The 16,929-nt window shown below is 70.3% G+C and carries 17 protein-coding genes; 8 read left to right on the forward strand and 9 right to left on the reverse strand.

From position 1 onward, the window contains the following. Together AC31A1_RS28750 and AC31A1_RS28755 are read right to left on the reverse strand one after the other, a co-directional pair. Positions 1-392, reverse strand: a 392-nt coding sequence (locus AC31A1_RS28750) for a DUF6314 family protein (RefSeq protein WP_489656112.1), incomplete at its 3' end; no start/stop codon positions are given. Positions 393-394: 2 nt separating this feature from the next. Next, positions 395-649, reverse strand: coding sequence for a hypothetical protein (locus AC31A1_RS28755; RefSeq protein WP_489656113.1), 255 nt, complete (start codon positions 647-649; stop codon positions 395-397). Between the two features lie 171 nt (positions 650-820). Between AC31A1_RS28755 and AC31A1_RS28760 the strand changes: the two genes are divergently transcribed. Further along, positions 821-3,316 (forward strand): alpha-L-arabinofuranosidase C-terminal domain-containing protein, encoded by a 2,496-nt coding sequence (locus AC31A1_RS28760; protein ID WP_489656114.1) that lies wholly within the window; start codon positions 821-823, stop codon positions 3,314-3,316. A gap of 14 nt (positions 3,317-3,330) precedes the next feature. On the opposite strand, the gene AC31A1_RS28765 is transcribed toward AC31A1_RS28760, so the two are convergent. Both AC31A1_RS28765 and AC31A1_RS28770 read right to left on the reverse strand, forming a co-directional pair. Further along, the gene (locus AC31A1_RS28765; protein ID WP_489656115.1) at positions 3,331-3,777 is read right to left on the reverse strand and encodes a carboxymuconolactone decarboxylase family protein; all 447 of its coding nucleotides are present in this window, start codon (positions 3,775-3,777) and stop codon (positions 3,331-3,333) included. Further along, a complete protein-coding gene (locus tag AC31A1_RS28770) occupies positions 3,774-4,220 on the reverse strand; it encodes a MerR family transcriptional regulator (RefSeq protein WP_489656116.1) in 447 nt (148 codons plus the stop codon). The genes AC31A1_RS28765 and AC31A1_RS28770 overlap by 4 nt, the downstream gene beginning before the upstream one ends. Positions 4,221-4,793: 573 nt before the next feature. On the opposite strand from AC31A1_RS28770, the gene argC reads away from it, so the two are divergent. From argC to AC31A1_RS28795, 5 genes are read left to right on the forward strand one after another with little or no spacing between them, the layout of a single operon-like run. Next, entirely contained in the window at positions 4,794-5,822 is a 1,029-nt protein-coding gene (argC, locus tag AC31A1_RS28775; RefSeq protein ID WP_489656117.1) for an N-acetyl-gamma-glutamyl-phosphate reductase, read from the forward strand. Continuing rightward, positions 5,819-6,973 (forward strand): bifunctional glutamate N-acetyltransferase/amino-acid acetyltransferase ArgJ, encoded by a 1,155-nt coding sequence (argJ, locus tag AC31A1_RS28780; protein ID WP_489656118.1) that lies wholly within the window; start codon positions 5,819-5,821, stop codon positions 6,971-6,973. The genes argC and argJ overlap by 4 nt, the downstream gene beginning before the upstream one ends. Beyond that, positions 6,970-7,929 (forward strand): acetylglutamate kinase, encoded by a 960-nt coding sequence (argB, locus tag AC31A1_RS28785; protein ID WP_489656119.1) that lies wholly within the window; start codon positions 6,970-6,972, stop codon positions 7,927-7,929. Before argJ ends, argB begins: the two co-directional genes overlap by 4 nt. Beyond that, positions 7,926-9,125, forward strand: coding sequence for an acetylornithine transaminase (locus AC31A1_RS28790; RefSeq protein WP_489656120.1), 1,200 nt, complete (start codon positions 7,926-7,928; stop codon positions 9,123-9,125). Before argB ends, AC31A1_RS28790 begins: the two co-directional genes overlap by 4 nt. Positions 9,126-9,144: 19 nt before the next feature. Then, complete coding sequence (locus AC31A1_RS28795; RefSeq protein WP_489656121.1) at positions 9,145-9,684, forward strand: arginine repressor; 540 nt, start codon at positions 9,145-9,147, stop codon at positions 9,682-9,684. 82 nt (positions 9,685-9,766) lie between these two features. Here the strand turns inward: AC31A1_RS28795 and AC31A1_RS28800 are convergent, their stop codons facing one another. The 5 genes from AC31A1_RS28800 to AC31A1_RS28820 all read right to left on the reverse strand — a co-directional run bounded on the left by AC31A1_RS28800 (position 9,767) and on the right by AC31A1_RS28820 (position 14,662). Continuing rightward, the gene (locus AC31A1_RS28800) at positions 9,767-10,570 is read right to left on the reverse strand and encodes an FAD:protein FMN transferase (protein ID WP_489656122.1); all 804 of its coding nucleotides are present in this window, start codon (positions 10,568-10,570) and stop codon (positions 9,767-9,769) included. Beyond that, complete coding sequence (locus tag AC31A1_RS28805; RefSeq protein ID WP_489656123.1) at positions 10,563-11,351, reverse strand: FMN-binding protein; 789 nt, start codon at positions 11,349-11,351, stop codon at positions 10,563-10,565. The genes AC31A1_RS28800 and AC31A1_RS28805 overlap by 8 nt, the downstream gene beginning before the upstream one ends. Positions 11,352-11,370: 19 nt before the next feature. Continuing rightward, complete coding sequence (locus tag AC31A1_RS28810; protein ID WP_489656124.1) at positions 11,371-12,753, reverse strand: ferredoxin reductase family protein; 1,383 nt, start codon at positions 12,751-12,753, stop codon at positions 11,371-11,373. 75 nt (positions 12,754-12,828) lie between these two features. Next, the gene (locus AC31A1_RS28815; protein WP_489656125.1) at positions 12,829-13,302 is read right to left on the reverse strand and encodes an FMN-binding protein; all 474 of its coding nucleotides are present in this window, start codon (positions 13,300-13,302) and stop codon (positions 12,829-12,831) included. Positions 13,303-13,309: 7 nt separating this feature from the next. Further along, positions 13,310-14,662 carry a ferredoxin reductase family protein gene (locus AC31A1_RS28820; RefSeq protein WP_489656126.1) on the reverse strand — a complete coding sequence of 451 codons (1,353 nt, stop codon included), beginning with the start codon at positions 14,660-14,662 and terminating at the stop codon, positions 13,310-13,312. A 151-nt stretch (positions 14,663-14,813) separates the two neighbouring features. Here AC31A1_RS28820 and AC31A1_RS28825 point away from each other — a divergent pair, with 151 nt between their 5' ends. Together AC31A1_RS28825 and AC31A1_RS28830 are read left to right on the forward strand one after the other, a co-directional pair. Further along, positions 14,814-15,551 (forward strand): response regulator transcription factor, encoded by a 738-nt coding sequence (locus AC31A1_RS28825; RefSeq protein ID WP_393765479.1) that lies wholly within the window; start codon positions 14,814-14,816, stop codon positions 15,549-15,551. Next, a partial coding sequence (locus AC31A1_RS28830) for a sensor histidine kinase (RefSeq protein ID WP_489656127.1) occupies positions 15,551-16,929 on the forward strand: 1,379 nt, incomplete at its 3' end. The genes AC31A1_RS28825 and AC31A1_RS28830, both read left to right, overlap by 1 nt.

Here is a 16,929-nt window from a genome sequence, read left to right on the forward strand (position 1 = left end):
CCCACCCGCCACACCGTTCGCCAGTGGTCCGCGTCCAGCACCGTGAACTCGCCCCGGTACAGATCCGCCGAGCAGGGATGGTCGGCGACATGGTGCCCCGAGGTCAGATCCAGGTCGTGGAAGGGCCGTCCGTCGCCGAAGCGCACGTCGGCCGTCCCCGGTGTGCCGCCCGGCAGGAACCGTAGGGTCCGCTCGGCGGGGCGGGTCACGCCCTGCCAGGTGAAGGTGCCCGACTCCGCGTGCAGCAGGCCCCCTTCGGGCAGCGCGGTGAAGACGGTCGTACCCGCGAAGTCGCCATCGTCGCCGCTCGACAGGTCCTGTACCGACCTCCGCACCCGCCAGCTCCCGGACAGATACGCCAACACGTCCGGCACCGGCCAGAACTCGCCCATCGTCACCCCTTCCCGCGCCGCCGACGACGCCGGCCGTCCGGCGAGTCGGTGGGCGCCTTGCGTTCGCCCTGGGCCCGGATCTCGTAGTGCGAGGCGTGACTCGTGGCCCGGAACGCCTCCTCGTACGCGGCCAGGGCGCCGCCCATGGCGCCCCCGGCGGTGCCGCGGCGGCGGATCCGCCGGGCCAGCCAGGTGAAGAACCCCAGGACGGCGGTCAGGAAGCCGAGCAGGGCCAGGTACGGGAACAGCGCATGCATGCCCTCGACCCTACGTCCCTCCACGCCCCGGCCCCATTGACGTGCTCACGACCCTTCCCTATCTTGCCGTTCGAAGTGCTGACCGACGTTTGGTATTTCGAACAACCTCGGAGTGGCTTCTGGGCAGTTCCAGAGCCGCTTCAGGGCAACTTCAAGAGCCGCGGAGTATCCATGTCACGCACCAGCCGCACCCGCCTGAGACTTGCCTTGGGGGCAAGCGCTTTCCTACTGGCGACGGCCGTCGTCCCCGCACCTGCCCACGCCGAGGACGTCACGGACGTCACCGACTACGCGATCACCGTCGATCCGTCTACGCAGGGTGCCGCGATCGACAAGACGATGTACGGCGTCTTCTTCGAGGACATCAACCGCGCGGCCGACGGCGGCCTGTACGCCGAGCTCGTGCAGAACCGGTCCTTCGAGTACTCCACCGACGACAACACGTCGTACACCCCGCTGACCGGTTGGACGGTCGCCGGTACGGCCCAGGTGGTGAACGACGCCGGCCGCCTCAACGAGACCAACCGCAACTACCTTTCCCTGGCGGCCGGTTCGTCCGTCACGAACGCCGGTTACAACACCGGCATCGCCGTCGAGGACGGCAAGAAGTACGACTTCTCGGTGTGGGCCCGCGCCGACAGCGGCACCACGCTCACCGTGAGCCTCCAGGACACCGGCGGCACGCTGGCGACTGCACACCAGGTGAAGGTGAGGAAGAACGGCTGGGCGCAGTACCGGGCGGGGTTCACCGCGACCCGCACCAGCACCGCCGGCCGCCTCACCGTCGCCTCCTCCGACGCGACCGCCCTCGACATGGTGTCTCTCTTCCCCCGCGACACCTACAAGCACGAGCCGAACGGCCTGCGCAAGGACCTCGCCGAGAAGGTCGCCGCCCTGCACCCGGGCTTCGTGCGCTTCCCCGGCGGCTGCCTGGTCAACACCGGTTCCATGGACGACTACAGCGCCGCTTCCGGCTACCAGCGCAAGCGCTCGTACCAGTGGAAGGACACCGTCGGCCCGGTCGAGACCCGCGCCACGAACTCCAACTTCTGGGGCTACAACCAGAGTTACGGTCTCGGCTACTACGAGTACTTCCGCTTCGCCGAGGACATCGGCGCGATGCCGCTGCCCGTCGTACCGGCCCTGGTGACCGGCTGCGGCCAGAACAAGGCCGTCGACGACCCGGCGCTGCTCAAGCGGCACATCCAGGACACCCTGGATCTCGTCGAGTTCGCCAACGGGCCCGTGACGTCGAAGTGGGGCAGGCTGCGCGCCGAGATGGGCCACCCCAAGCCGTTCCACCTCACCCACATCGAGGTCGGCAACGAGGAGAACCTCCCCACCGAGTTCTTCGCCCGCTTCACCCAGTTCCGTACGGCGATCGAGGCCAAGTACCCGTACATGACCGTGATCTCCAACGCGGGCCCGGACGACAGCGGTTCGACCTTCGACACGGCCTGGCAGCTCAACAAGGACGCCAAGGTCGACATGGTCGACGAGCACTACTACAACAGCCCGCAGTGGTTCCTGCAGAACAATGACCGCTACGACTCCTACGACCGCACCGGCCCGAAGGTCTTCCTCGGCGAATACGCCTCCGGCGGCAACGCGTTCAAGAACGGCCTCGCCGAAGCGGCGTACATGACCGGCCTGGAACGCAACGCGGACGTCGTGAAACTCGCCTCCTACGCACCGCTGTTCGCCAACGAGGACTACGTCCAGTGGCGCCCGGACCTGGTGTGGTTCAACAACCACGCGTCCTGGGGCTCCGCCAACTACGAGGTCCAGAAGCTGTTCATGAACAACGCCGGCACGCGCGTGGTGCCGTCGACGGCCACCGGCACACCCTCACTCGCCGCCCCGATCTCCGGCGCGGTCGGCCTGTCGACCTGGGCGACGAGCGCGGCGTACGACGATGTGAAGGTGACCGGCGCCGACGGGACGTCGCTGCTGAGCGACGACTTCTCCGGTGACGCCTCCCGGTGGACCCATACGGGAGGCGGGAGTTGGAGCCTTGAGGACGGGCAGTACGTCCAGACCGACACCGCCGCCGAGAACACCATGGTCTCTGCGGGCGACCCGGCCTGGCACGACTACGACCTGCATGTGAAGGCCACCAAGAAGGCAGGGAAAGAAGGCTTCCTGGTCGCGTTCGGCGTCAAGGACACCGGCAACTACTACTGGTGGAACCTGGGCGGCTGGAACAACACCCAGACCGCCGTGGAACAGGCAGTGGACGGCGGCAAGTCGACGCTGATCGCCAAGCCGGGGACCATCGAGACGGGCCGCGCCTACGACGTCGACGTCAAGGTGAGGGGCCGTCAGGTCACCCTGTACCTCGACGGGCAGGAGTGGGGAAGCTTCGCCGACGACAAGCCGGCCGAGCCGTTCCGTCAGGTCGTCACGAAGGACGCGAGGACCGGTGACCTGATCGTCAAGGTCGTCAACGACCAGTCCTCGGCGGCCCGTACGGTGATCGACCTGGGCGGTGCGAAGGCCGCCTCCAAGGCGAAGGTCACCACGCTCGCCGCCGCGCCCGACGCGGTGAACAGCGAGACGGCGACCGCGGTCGCGCCGGTCGTGTCCACCTTCAAGGGGGTCGCGGACAGGTTCAGTTACACCTTCCCGGCGAACTCCGTCACGTTCCTGAGAATCCGGCAGAAGTAGCAACTGCCCGAGAATCAGGCGGAGGTGGCTCCGGCCTGGGTGTCCGGCGTGGGCTGCTGTCCCAGCGGCAGCAGCCCACGCTCGGCGAAGACCTTCTTCGCGGCGAAGGTCGCGTTGAGCGCCTTGGGGATGCCGCAGTACACGGCGGAGTGCGTGAGGGCCTCGATGATCTCCTCGGGTGTGAGGCCCACGTTCAGTGCCGCGTTCACGTGCACGTCGAGCTGGGCCTCGCAGCCGCCGAGCGCGGTGAGCATGCCCAGCGTCACCAACTGGCGGTCGCGCGGGGCGAGTCCGGGACGGTCGTAGATCTCGCCGAAGGCCCAGGCGACGACCTGGTGGCCCAGTTCGGGGTTGATGTCGGCGAGCGAGTCGACGACCCGCTGCCCGGCCTCGCCGTCGACCCGCTTCAGGACTTCCAGGCCGTGGGAGAAACGCTCTTCACGGGTGGTGCTCGCGCTCATGTCAGCTCATCCGATCCCGGCCGCTCGTGCTCGACCTCGTCGAGGAGCAGCTGTTGGTAGTGGTCGATCTTGTCGTCCAGCGCGGACGCGTTGCGGCGCAACGCCCTGATCCGGTCGGCCAGTTCGGCACGGTGCTCACGGAGCATCGCCAGCCGGTCGGCGACCGTGACGTCCCCCGCCGCCCGCAGCCCCGCGAACCTCTGCATGTCGGCGATCGACATGCCCGTCTCGCGCAGCCGCAGCAGAAACTCCAGCCAGGCCAGGTCCGCCGCCTGATACCGCCGTTGATTGCCGGTGGTCCTGCCGACCCGCTCGATGAGTCCGGCCTTCTCGTAGTAGCGCAACGTGTCGTGCGAGAGGCCGGTGCGCTCGGCGACCTGGGCGATGGTGAGGGTGGGTTCCCGGTCCCGGGTGAAGGGCTTCGGGGGGTGTCCGCTGCTCATGAACACAACGGTAGAACCTGGAGCGCACTCCAGGTCAAGCCCGGCCGGGGATCTCTGCGGACGCGCGAGCGTGCCCGGCGTCCGAGCTGTTGGATCAAGCTTGACCTGGGGATTACCCGGCCCGCGCACCTGTCCTCCCTCTGGGGAGGGGGTTCGCGAGGGGGATGCCACGCGCCGCGCAGGAGGGGTTGGACGAGCTGGGGCAGCAGCCCGATCTCTACTGCCGCCCAGCCCTCGGGCTCCTCCGTGCCCGGCACCATCAGCCCGGGGAGAAGCCGCGCCAGGAGACAGAGCGAGGGATGCACGAGCGACGCCACCCAGACGTTGTGCGTGACGTGCGCCAGGACGCCGGCGCCGACCTCAAGGCCCAGGAACACCACCGTCACGCGCACCAGGTGCCACGCGACCAGGCCCACCGGTCGGCCCCGCCTCGGTATTCGCCCGGTCACCACACCCCCCACCGTCGACGGCCATCGATCACTGGACGTCGCGATCCTGTGTGCATACCCACTCACTCGGATTGCATAAACGTGCAGCGAAACGTATAGTCATGCCATCGAAGAGGAGGGTTCCATGGCGGTACGTGCGGCAGTGGCCGGAGCGAGTGGATACGCGGGCGGGGAACTGCTGCGTCTGCTCCTGGCGCACCCCGGGGTCGAGATCGGTGCCCTGACCGGCAACTCCAACGCCGGACAGAAACTCGGCGCGCTGCAACCGCATCTGCTGCCGCTCGCCGACCGGGTCCTCCAGGAAACCACCCCCGAAATCCTCGCCGGGCACGACGTCGTCTTCCTCGCGCTGCCGCACGGGCAGTCCGCCGCCGTCGCCGAGCAGCTCGGCCCGGACGTCCTCGTCGTCGACATGGGCGCCGACTTCCGGCTCAAGGGCGCGGCCGACTGGGAGAAGTTCTACGGCTCCGCGCACGCCGGTACCTGGCCCTACGGCCTGCCCGAACTCCCGGGCGCACGCGCCGCGTTGGAGGGGTCCAAGCGCATCGCCGTGCCCGGTTGCTATCCGACGGCCGCCTCCCTCGCGCTCTTCCCGGCGTACGCCGCGGGGCTCGCCGAGAACGAGGCCGTGATCGTCGCCGCCTCCGGCACCTCCGGCGCAGGCAAGGCACCGAAGGCACACCTCCTCGGCAGCGAGGTCATGGGCTCCATGTCGCCGTACGGCGTCGGCGGCGGGCACCGGCACACCCCCGAGATCATCCAGAACCTCGGCGCGGCGGGCGGCGAGCCGGTCACCGTGTCCTTCACGCCCACCCTCGCGCCGATGCCCCGCGGCATCCTCGCCACGTGCAGCGCCAAGGCCAGGCCCGGTGTCACCGGCGAGTCCGTGCGCGCCGAGTACGAGAAGGCCTTCGCCGACGAGCCCTTCGTGTTCCTGCTCCCCGAGGGGCAGTGGCCCGCGACGGCGTCCGTCTACGGTTCCAACGCCGTTCAGGTGCAGGTCGCGTACGACGAGGCCGCGGGACGCATCATCGCGATCAGCGCCATCGACAATCTGACCAAGGGCACCGCGGGCGGTGCCGTACAGAGCATGAACCTCGCCCTCGGGCTCGACGAGTCCACCGGGCTGACCACGATCGGAGTCGCGCCGTGAGTGTGACGGCAGCACAGGGATTCACGGCCGCGGGCATCGCCGCCGGGATCAAGGAGAACGGCAACCCGGACCTGGCCCTCGTGGTCAACACCGGGCCCCGCCTCGCCGCCGCGGGCGTCTTCACCTCCAACCGCGTCAAAGCCGCGCCGGTCCTCTGGTCCGAGCAGGTGCTCAAGGGCGGCAAGGTCTCCGCCGTGATCCTCAACTCCGGTGGCGCCAACGCCTGTACGGGTCCGAAGGGCTTCCAGGACACGCACGCCACCGCCGAGAAGGTCGCCGACACACTCGGGCTGAACGCCGCCGAGGTCGCCGTCGCCTCCACCGGGCTCATCGGACTCCTGCTCCCGATGGACAAGCTCCTGCCGGGAGTCGAGGCCGCCGCCGGTCAACTCTCCGAGCACGGGGGCGAGAAGGCCGCCATCGCCATCAAGACCACCGACAGCGTGCACAAGACCGCCGTCGTGACCACCAAGGCCGGCTGGACCGTCGGCGGAATGGCCAAGGGTGCCGGCATGCTCGCCCCCGGCCTCGCCACCATGCTCGTCGTCCTCACCACCGACGCCGACGTCGAAACCGACGTACTGGACAAGGCACTTCGGGCCGCCACCCGCACCACCTTCGACCGGGTCGACTCGGACGGCTGCATGTCCACCAACGACACCGTGCTGCTGCTCGCCTCCGGCGCCTCCCAAGTCACCCCGGAACACGCCGAGTTCGCCGAAGCCGTGCGCGCCGTGTGCGACGACCTCGGGCAGCAGCTCATCCGCGACGCCGAAGGTGCCAGCAAGGACATCAAGGTCGAGATCGTCAACGCCGCGAGCGAGGACGACGCTGTGGAGGTGGGCCGTTCCATCGCCCGCAACAACCTCCTCAAGTGCGCCATCCACGGCGAAGACCCCAACTGGGGACGGGTGTTGTCCGCGATCGGCACGACCAAGGCCGCTTTCGAGCCGGACCAGCTCAACGTCGCCATCAATGGTGTGTGGGTCTGCAAGAACGGGGGCGTCGGCGAGGACCGCGACAAGGTCGACATGCGCTACCGCGAGGTGCACATCGTCGCCGACCTCGCCGCCGGGTCCGAGACCGCGACGATCTGGACCAACGACCTCACCGCGGACTACGTCCACGAGAACAGCGCGTACTCGTCATGAGCACTACCCGCAAGCACACCGCGCTGCCCAAGGCGCAGATCCTCATCGAGGCGCTGCCCTGGCTGACCCGGCACAACGGAAAGACCGTCGTCATCAAGTTCGGCGGCAACGCCATGATCGACGAGGACCTGAAGGCCGCGTTCGCCCAGGACGTCGTGTTCCTGCATCACGCGGGACTCAAGCCCGTCGTCGTGCACGGCGGCGGCCCGCAGATCAGCGCCGCCCTCGACCGGCACGGCATCGTCAGCGAGTTCAAGGCCGGCCTGCGCGTCACCACCGAGGACGCCATGGACGTCGTACGGATGGTCCTCGCGGGGCAGGTTCAGCGTGAGCTGGTCGGGCTGCTCAACCACCACGGGCCGCTCGCCGTCGGGTTGACCGGCGAGGACGCGCACACCATCACCGCCACCAAGCATCTGCCCGAGATCGACGGGGAGTTGGTCGACATCGGGCGGGTTGGTGAGATCACCGCGATCGACACCGGCGCGATCGAGGCACTGCTCGCCGACGGCCGTATCCCGGTCGTCTCGTCGATCGCCAGGAGCGAGGACGACGGACATGTCTACAACGTCAATGCTGATACGGCTGCTGCGGCACTCGCTGCTGCGCTGGGGGCGGAGACCCTCATGGTCCTCACGGACGTCGAGGGTCTCTACGAGGACTGGCCCAACAGCGACGAGGTGATCAGCCGCCTCACCGCCACCCAACTGGAGAAGCTGCTCCCGGAGTTGAGCTCCGGAATGGTGCCGAAGATGGAGGGCTGTCTGCACGCCGTGCGCAACGGCGTGACCACCGCCCGCGTCATCGACGGCCGGGTTCAGCACGCGATCCTGCTGGAGATCTTCACCGACGAGGGCGTCGGCACGATGGTCGTGCCGGACGAGCTGCCCGACCCGAAGCCCGCCAAGAAGAAGTCCGCGAAGAAGTCGGGCAAGAAGCAGGGGGATGCCGTATGACCGCGAATGAGGAGCTGACCCAGCGGTGGCAGGGGTCGCTCATGAACAACTACGGCACCCCCAAGCTCCCCCTCGTCCGCGGCGCCGGCGCCAGGCTGTGGGACGCCGACGGCAACGAGTACACCGACTTCGTCGGCGGTATCGCGGTCAACGCCCTCGGCCACGCCCACCCGGCGATCGTCGAGGCCGTCAGCAAGCAGATCGCCGAACTCGGCCACGTCTCCAACCTGTTCATCGCCGAACCGCCCGTCGCCCTCGCCGAACGGCTCCTTGAGCGCTTCGGCCGGGACGGCAAGGTGTTCTTCTGCAACTCCGGCGCCGAGGCCAACGAAGGCGCCTTCAAGATCGGCCGCCTGACGGGCCGTCAGCACATGGTCGCCACCGAAGGCGGCTTCCACGGCCGGACGATGGGCTCCCTCGCGCTCACCGGCCAGCCCGCCAAGCAGGAGCCGTTCCTGCCGCTGCCCGGCGATGTCACGCACGTGCCCTACGGCGACGCGCAGGCCCTCGCCGCCGCCGTCACCGACGAGACCGCGCTCGTCATCATCGAGCCGATCCAGGGCGAGAACGGGGTGGTCGTACCGCCCGCCGGATACCTGAAGGCGGCCCGCGCGATCACCGCCGCGCACGGCGCGCTGCTGGTCCTGGACGAAGTGCAGACCGGAGTCGGCCGTACCGGGCACTGGTTCGAGTACCAGGCCCACGAAGGCGTCCTGCCCGATGTCGTGACCCTCGCGAAGGGGCTCGGCGGCGGGCTGCCGCTCGGCGCCACCGTCGCCTTCGGGCGCGCGGCCGAGCTGCTCCAGCCGGGCCAGCACGGCACGACGTTCGGCGGCAACCCGGTCGCCTGCGCCGCCGGACTCGCCGTACTCGACACCATCGCGAACGAGGGGCTGCTGGAGAACGTCAAGCGGCAGAGCGAGAAGCTGCGGGACGGAATCGAGGGCGCCGACGGCAGTTCTCGTCACCCGTTGATCGATTATGTCCGGGGCGCGGGCCTCCTCCTGGGTATCGTGCTCACCGAGCCGCTCGCGCCCCAGGTGCAACAGGCGGCTCAGGACGCCGGCTTCCTGGTCAACGCGCCCGCCCCCGATGTCGTACGGCTGATGCCACCGCTGAACCTCGGCGACGACGAGGCGGACGCGTTCCTCCGGGCGCTGCCCGGGGTCCTGGACGTGGCCAAGGGGGACGGATGATCCGGAGAATGAGTCGACGATGAGTCAGGCGCAGGAGCACGAGCACACCGCAGGGCCGGCCGTGCCGCAGACCCGCACCGCCCGCCACCGCCGGATCGTGGACATCCTCAACCGGCAACCGGTGCGTTCCCAGAGCCAGTTGGCGAAGCTGCTGGCCGACGACGGGCTGAGCGTCACCCAGGCGACGCTCTCCCGGGACCTGGACGAGCTGAACGCGGTGAAGATCCGCAACAACGACGGCGACCTCATCTACGCGGTACCGAGCGAGGGCGGCTTCCGCACCCCGCGCGTGCCACTGGGGGAGTCGGCGAAGGAGGAGCGGATGCGGCGGCTCTCCTCCGAGCTGCTGATCTCCGCGGAGGCCTCCGCCAACCTCGTGGTCCTGCGCACCCCGCCGGGCGCCGCCCAGTTCCTCGCCTCGGCGATCGACCAGGCGGAACTCCAGGACATCCTCGGCACGATCGCCGGCGACGACACGCTCCTGCTGATCAGCCGGGACCCGCTCGGCGGGCAGGCCCTCGCGGACCATCTGCTGCGGCTGGCGCAGAACGACCACTGACGTACGCGAAAAAGACTGATACAGACCAACGAGTCGGGGGTGCACCGGAGTTGTCCGGTGCACCCCCGACTCGCATGGGGCTTCAGCCGAGTCTGGCCGCGAGGCCGCCCGTGCAGCGCACCTCGTCGCCCGCCGTGATGAGCAGGGCTTCCACGTCCGGGAGTGATTCCAGCCAGGCCAGACCCTCCCGCGAACCCATCGCGAACGCGGCCGTGGCCCAGCAGTCGGCCCAGGTCAGACGCGGTGCCACGACCGTGACGGCGACCAGGTCCGTCACCGCAGACTTGCCGGTGCTCGGGTCCACGATGTGCGCCCCGCGCTCCGCCGTACCGGAGGTGGCCACGGCCAGCTCGTCGGTGCCCGCAGCCGAGATCACGGCCGCGAGACCGCCCGGGCGGAGCGGATCGGAGACGCCGACCCGCCAGGGGCGGTGCGGTCCCGGCGTACCGAACATCTGGACATCGCCGCCGCCGTTGACGCTGACCCCGCTCACCCCGGCCGCCGCCGCGAGCAGCTCGGCCGCGCGCTCGGCGGCCCAGCCCTTCACGATGCCGGTCGGGTCGAGCTGTCCCTCGTACGTGGTGCTGAACCAGCCGGCGCTCACCCGCTCCGCCTCGGTGCCCAGCTCCAGCACCTCGGCGACCTCGGCGTCGCACTCGGCCAGGGTCAGCTCGCCGCGGGCCAGCCGGGAGACCTGACTGTCGTCGCGGTAGGTGCTGAACACCTCGTTGACGCGGTGCAGTTGGGCGACCGCCCGCTCCAGCGCGGCCCGGACGGCCTCGGGCTCCCCGCCGCGGATGTCGAAGGAGAACACCGTCCCCATGACCTCCTCGGCGTGCCGCAGTTCGGCGGGAGCCGCCGCGGGATCGGTCACCGTGTCAGCCACCGGCCTTGTCCAGTGCCGACTGCAGGGACTGCTTGTAACCGCCGCTCGTGTACGACGCACCCGACACGGAGTCGATGGTCGCGCTCCCGGCCGCCACGGCCTCCTGGTTGAGCTTCGGGATCGCCAGCGCGGTCTTCTGGTCGCTGGTGCCGCCCTTGGGCGCCTGGACGGCCTCGGCCTTGGTGATCTTGCCGTTCGCGACGGTGATCCGGACCTGGACGGGCCCGTACTCGGTCGTCGCGACATCACCGGTGACGGTCTTGGCCTGGGCTGCCTGGCCCGACCCGGCGGCCGAACTCTTGGACGGGGCAGCGGTGTTGGCGCCGGCGGCCTTCATCTTGTCGATGGCCGACTGCAACGACTGCTTGTAGCCGCCGCTGGTGTACGTCGCCCCGGACACGGACGTGATGTCCGCGCTCTGCGTGGCGACGACCTCCTGGTTGAGCTTGGGCACGGACAGCGCGGTCTTCTGGTCGCTGGTGCCGCCCTTGGGTGCCTGCACGGCCTCGGCCTTGGTGATCTTGCCGTTGGCGACCGTCAGGCGTACCTGGACGACCCCGTACTGGGTCTGGGCGGCGGCGCCCGTGACCGTCGAGGTCCCGGCCGCCGCGGCACCGCCCTGGGGCGACTCCTGTGCGGCGGCGGTCTCCTGGGCCGCCGCGCCCTGCGCGGACGCCGAGGAGGAGTCGGTCGCCGGCTTCAGGGAGAGCAGCAGAACGATCCCGGACACGGTGGCGGCGCTCGCGAGCAGAACACGCCGGATGGGGTGGCTCTTCTTCATTGCTCCTGACTCCCGTCGCTCACATCTCGAACGACTCGTGATGGATACGGCGGGCGGGGACCCCCGCGCCGCGCAGTGCTTCGTAGACCGACTGCGCGAAGCCGGGCGGCCCGCACATGAAGACGTCGTGGTTGTCGATGTCGGAGATCTTCCGCCGCAGGGACTCCGCCGAGATGTCGGGGCGTTCCCCGCCGGGACTGTTGACCGCGTACATCAGCCGGGCGCCGCGCTCGTCGGCGATCTTCGCCAACTCGTCCCACAGCGCCAGGTCCTGGGTGGTGTTGGCCCGGTAGAGCAGCGTGATGTCACCGGCGGCTCCCGGCAGCGTCTCGAACAGCGCCCGCATCGGCGTGATGCCGACGCCGCCCGCGACCAGCAGCACCTTGCCGCGGGTGCGCCGCTGCGAGGTCAGCGCGCCGTACGGGCCCTCGGCCCACACCTTGGTGCCGGGCCGCAGTTCGCGCAGCCGGGCGCTGTGGTCGCCGATCGCCTTGACCGTGATCCGCAGCATGTTCGGGCGGGGCGCCGCCGACAGCGAGTAGGGGTGCGAGCTGAACCGCATGCCCGGAGCCAGGAACCGCCAGCGGAAGAACTGCCCCGCCTCCGCGCCGATCCGGTGCAGCTTGCGCCCGCTGATCAGCACCGACACGATGCCGGGCGTCTCCTCGATGACAGCCTCGACCCGCATCCGGTGCCGCATGTTGAGGCGGATCGGGGTGAGGATCCGGTACCAGACCACCAGCGCGGTGACCGTGCCGTAGAGCCCGTACCAGACCGTCTTGGCGACCGGCGTCAGCGCGAAGTCGTTGCCGGTGGTGATCTGGTGCCAGAAGGTGAAGAACACCGCCGCGTACGTCAGCAGATGCACGTGGTACCACATGTCGTACGGCAGCCTGCGGCGGACGGCGCCGATCGACGAGAGGCCGATGAGCAGGAACAGGCCCGTGCCGATCGCGGCCTTGCCCATGTCGGGCAGCTGGTTCACGGAGTCGATGGTCTGCTGGACGATGTCGCTCAGCGTCTTGCCCGCCTGGAGGGCGTAGCCCCACATGATGAGGAAGACGTGCGCGAAGACCAGACAGAGCGTGTAGCGGCCGCTCATCGCGTGCCAGCGGGCCACCCGGTCGGAGCCGACCCGGCGTTCCAGGGCGGGCACCCGGGCCATCTGCAGCACGACGAGTGCCATCAGATAACCGGCCAACAGGCCTGTGATACGGCCCGCGTTGAGGATCTTGCCGTTCTGGTCGGCGATGGACGGCGTGTTGTGCCACCACAGCCACAGCACCCCGACCGCGCCCGCCCAGACGGCGAGCAGCAGCAGGGTCGCTGGGGAGCGGCGCGGGCGGATGCGGCGCATCGTCTGTCGGCGGGCGGCACGTCCGCCTGCGAGCGTGGTGGTCACGGTTCCTCCGTGGACGGGGCAAGGGGGGTGGGCTGGTCCCTTGGCCCTGAAGTACGTGCCGTTGCGCCTGTGCGTTCAGAGTCCCGCGGAGTCCAGTGCGGACTGGAGTGACTGGCGGTAACCGTCACTTGTGTAGGTGGCCCCCGAGACCGTGTCGATGCTCGCGCTCTGCGCGGTCAGCACCTCGCGCCGCAACTCCGGCAGGGCATAGGAGTTGATCTCCTGGTCGCGCGGGTTGTCCGACGGCGACTGGACCGCGGTGACGTCGGTGATCTTGCCGCTCTTCACGGTGATCTTCACCTGCACGGGACCCCAACGGGTCTGCGCGGTCTCACCGGTGACGGTCTTGGTGCCGGTGGCGGTCGAACCGCCGGAACCGGAACCGGTAGCGGAACTGGAGGAGCTGCTCGACGGCGCGGTCGCGGGCGACGCCGCTATCTCGGGCGCGGTGTGCGGCTTCAGCGCCAGCAGCATCACCAGACCGGACGCGGTGACCGCGCTCGCCAGCACGATCCGGCGCAGCGGACGGTTCTTCTTCAACGGATGCACGACGGCCTCACAGCTCGAACGACTCGTGGTGGATACGGCGGTCCGGCACACCGGCGGTGCGCAGCGCCCCGTACAGGTCCTGGGCGAAGGCGTGCGGACCGCAGATGTACACGTCGTGCCCGGCGAGATCGGGCACGGCCTCACGCAGCGCCGCCGCACCGAGCGAAGGCCGTTGCCCCTGCGGCCCGTTGAGCGCGTACAGCACCTTCGCCCCGCGCCACTGCGCGATCGCCTCCAACTCGGCGCCCAGCGCCAGGTCCTGGGCCGTACGCGCCCGGTACAGCAGCGTCACCTCGCCGGGCAGCGTCTCGAACAGCGCCCGCAGCGGGGTGATCCCGACCCCGGCCGCGATCAGCAACGACCGCTGCCCGGTGCGCCGTTGGGCGGTCAGCGAGCCGTACGGCCCCTCCGCCCACACCCGGGCACCCGGCCGCAGCAACGGCACGGCCGCGCTGTGGTCACCGAGCGCCTTGACCGTGATCCGCAGCAGGTCCCGGCGGGGCGGCGCCGACAACGAGTACGGCGTCGACGTCCAGCCCATCCCCTCGCCGAAGAACCGCCAGCGGAAGAACTGCCCCGCCTCCGCCCCGAGTTCGTCGACATGCCGCCCGCGTACGACCACGGAGTACACGCCCGGAGCCTCCCGGTGCACCGACTCGACCCGCAGACGGTGCCGCAGGTTGAGCCGCACCGGGGCGAGGATCCGGTACCAGAGGACGAGGGCCGCGACCCCGAGGTACAGGCCGTACCAGGCGGCCGTGGCTCCGGCGTGGCCGTTGAACTCGTTGCCCAGGCTGATCTGGTGGAAGAAGGTCAGGAACACGGCGACGTACGTGAGGAGATGGACGTAGTACCAGAACTCGTAACTCAGCCTGCGGCGCGCGGCGCGGGCCGAGGTGATGCCGACCGCGAACAGGATGACCGCACCGAACGTCGCCTTCAGCATGTCCGGGTAGTCCAGGACCACGGTGACCGTCTCGTGCACGATCGAGGCACGGTCCTGGGCCGCGTAGCCGAGCAGGATGAACACGACGTGCACGACCAGCAGGCAGACCGTGTAGCGGCCGGCCATCGCGTGCCAGCGCGCCACCCGGTCCGAGCCGACCCGCCGCTCCAGCAGCGGCACCCGCGCCATCAGACCCACGAGCACCGCACAGGCGTACCCGCACAGCAGGCCGGCCATCCGCCCGACCCCGGTCAGCCAGCCCGCGGCCCCGACGACCGATCCGGTGTCCGCCCACCAGAGGGCGACCGCGGCCGCCGCTCCGGCCCACAGCAGCCCGAGCACCGCGCCCGCCGGCGAACGCCGGGGAGCCGGCGCCACAGGCGGTGCCGTCCGCCGTTCGTACACGGTGGTCATGTGTGTGTCCTTTCACCCGTCCTGCACACAACTGTGGGGGCCGAACCTCTGAGGGATCTCTGAGCGGGCGCCTTTCTCAGCTTTCTCAGAGGAAACTCAGAGCCGCTCACGGCGGCCGAGGGCGCCGCGAGGAGAGATGCTGGTAAACGCCATGAACACGACCCGCTCCGGCCGACCGGCCCTCACCCGCCCCGACGGCACCCCCGTGCGCGTCCTCGTCGTCGACGACGACCCCGACCTCGCCGAGGTGCTGTCCGGCGCCCTGCGCTACGAGGGCTGGGAGGTCCGCGCGGCCGGTGACGGCGCCTCCGCGCTCGTCGGCGCGCGCGAGCTGCGGCCCGACGCCGTCGTCCTCGACGTGATGCTCCCGGACACCGACGGCTTCGCCGTGCTGCGCTCCCTGCACGAGGTGAAGCCCGACGTCTGCGTGCTCTTCCTCACCGCCCGGGACACGGTCGAGGACCGCATCGCCGGCATCACCGCGGGCGGCGACGACTACGTCACCAAACCCTTCAGCCTGGAGGAGGTCGTCGCCCGGCTGCGCGGACTGCTGCGCCGCGCCGGCATGGCCCGCCAGCAGGAGGAGGGCCCCCGGATGACCGTCGGGGACCTGGTCATGGACGAGGAGGCCCGCGAGGTCACCCGGGCCGGCGATCTCGTCGAGCTGTCACCGACCGAGTTCGAACTGCTCCGCTTCCTCATGCGCAACCCGCGCCGCGTCCTCAGCAAGGCCCAGATCCTCGACCGCGTCTGGTCCTACGACTTCGGCGGCCAGGCCCATGTCGTCGAGCTGTACATCTCGTACCTGCGCAAGAAGGTGGACGCGGGCCGCGCCCCCATGATCCACACCGTGCGCGGGGCCGGGTACGTGCTCAAGCCGGTCGTGTGATGGGCCGGGGACTGCGGGCCGTCGGGCGCCGGCTGGGGCGGATGCCCCGGCCGCACACCCTGCGGGCGCGCCTCACGGCGGGTCTGGTGGTGCTGCTCGCGGTCAGCTGCGCGGCCGTCGGGGTCGCCGCGGTGATCGAGCTGGACGGCTTCCTCACCAGTCGCCTGGACCAGCAGCTGACCGAGGTCGGGACCCAGTTCCCGGCCAGCCTGGAGCACAAGGGCCAGACGCTGACCGACCACGACGCCGACGACCGGGAACGCGGCGACACCCGCAGGCAGGCACCGGGCACGTTCGGCGCCCGTCTGGTCGACGGCACCGTCACCAACGCGGCGGTCGTGCCCGCCCACAAGGACGACGCCACGGCGGACCTGAAGGTCGCCCTGACCGCGCGGGACCGGCGGGCACTCGCCGCGGTCCGGGTCGACGGCCGGGCGCACACCATCTACCTCTCGTCCCTCGCCCGGTACCGGGTTCTCGCCTCCGCGGGCCGGGACGGCGACGTGATGATCACCGGGCTCCCGCTGGAGTCGGTGGAGGCCGCCGTCCACCGGCTGGAGGCGGTCGCCGCCATCGTCTTCGGCGCCGCTCTCCTGGTCACCGGCTTCGCGGGCGCGCTCTGGGTGCGCTGGTCGCTACGACCGCTCAGCCGCGTCGCCGCCACGGCCACCCGGGTCAGCGAACTCCCGCTGGCCAGCGGCGAGGTGACCCTGCCGCCCCGGGCACCCGAGTCCGACCCGCGCAGCGAGGTGGGCCGCGTCGCCGGTGCCTTCAACCGCATGCTCGGCCATGTCGAGGACGCGCTCACCCACCGGCACGCCAGCGAGGAACGGCTGCGCAGCTTCGCGGCCGACGCCAGCCACGAACTGCGCACACCGGTGGCGTCGATCCGGGGCCACGCCGAACTCGCCCTCCTCCACCCGGACCCCGTCCCGCCCAAGGTCACCCGGGCACTGGAGCGCATCGCGGCCGAGTCCGCCCGCATGGGCGTCATGGTCGACGAGATGCTCCTCCTCGCCCGCCTCGACGCGGGCCGCCCCCTCGAACGCCGCCCGGTCGACCTCACCCGCCTGGTCCTCGACGCCGTCGCCGACGCCCGCGCCGCCGGCCCCGACCACCGCTGGACCCTGGAACTCCCCGAGGAACCGGTCACGGTCACGGGCGACGCCCACCGCCTCCACCAGGTGTTGGCCAACCTGCTGGCCAACGCACGTCTGCACACACCTGTCGGTACGAAGGTGACGGTGACGGTGGAGGCGGAAACCGACGGCGGGGCGACCCGCCTGGTGGTCCACGACGACGGCCCGGGCGTCCCGGCGGAGGTCCAGCCGGGCGTCTTCGAACGCTTCACCCGCGCAGACCGCCGACGAACGGAGGG

The sequence above is a fragment of the Streptomyces sp. P5F9 genome, from assembly GCF_057961495.1.

Excerpts from the sequence above, each read along its gene's own strand:
- AC31A1_RS28755 (WP_489656113.1), bottom strand. The coding sequence starts at position 649 with ATGCATGCGCTGTTCCCGTACCTGGCCCTGCTCGGCTTCCTGACCGCC.
- AC31A1_RS28760 (WP_489656114.1), top strand. The coding sequence starts at position 821 with ATGTCACGCACCAGCCGCACCCGCCTGAGACTTGCCTTGGGGGCAAGC.
- AC31A1_RS28765 (WP_489656115.1), bottom strand. The coding sequence starts at position 3,777 with ATGAGCGCGAGCACCACCCGTGAAGAGCGTTTCTCCCACGGCCTGGAA.
- AC31A1_RS28770 (WP_489656116.1), bottom strand. The coding sequence starts at position 4,220 with ATGAGCAGCGGACACCCCCCGAAGCCCTTCACCCGGGACCGGGAACCC.
- argC (WP_489656117.1), top strand. The coding sequence starts at position 4,794 with ATGGCGGTACGTGCGGCAGTGGCCGGAGCGAGTGGATACGCGGGCGGG.
- argB (WP_489656119.1), top strand. The coding sequence starts at position 6,970 with ATGAGCACTACCCGCAAGCACACCGCGCTGCCCAAGGCGCAGATCCTC.
- AC31A1_RS28790 (WP_489656120.1), top strand. The coding sequence starts at position 7,926 with ATGACCGCGAATGAGGAGCTGACCCAGCGGTGGCAGGGGTCGCTCATG.
- AC31A1_RS28795 (WP_489656121.1), top strand. The coding sequence starts at position 9,145 with ATGAGTCAGGCGCAGGAGCACGAGCACACCGCAGGGCCGGCCGTGCCG.
- AC31A1_RS28805 (WP_489656123.1), bottom strand. The coding sequence starts at position 11,351 with ATGAAGAAGAGCCACCCCATCCGGCGTGTTCTGCTCGCGAGCGCCGCC.
- AC31A1_RS28820 (WP_489656126.1), bottom strand. The coding sequence starts at position 14,662 with ATGACCACCGTGTACGAACGGCGGACGGCACCGCCTGTGGCGCCGGCT.
- AC31A1_RS28825 (WP_393765479.1), top strand. The coding sequence starts at position 14,814 with ATGAACACGACCCGCTCCGGCCGACCGGCCCTCACCCGCCCCGACGGC.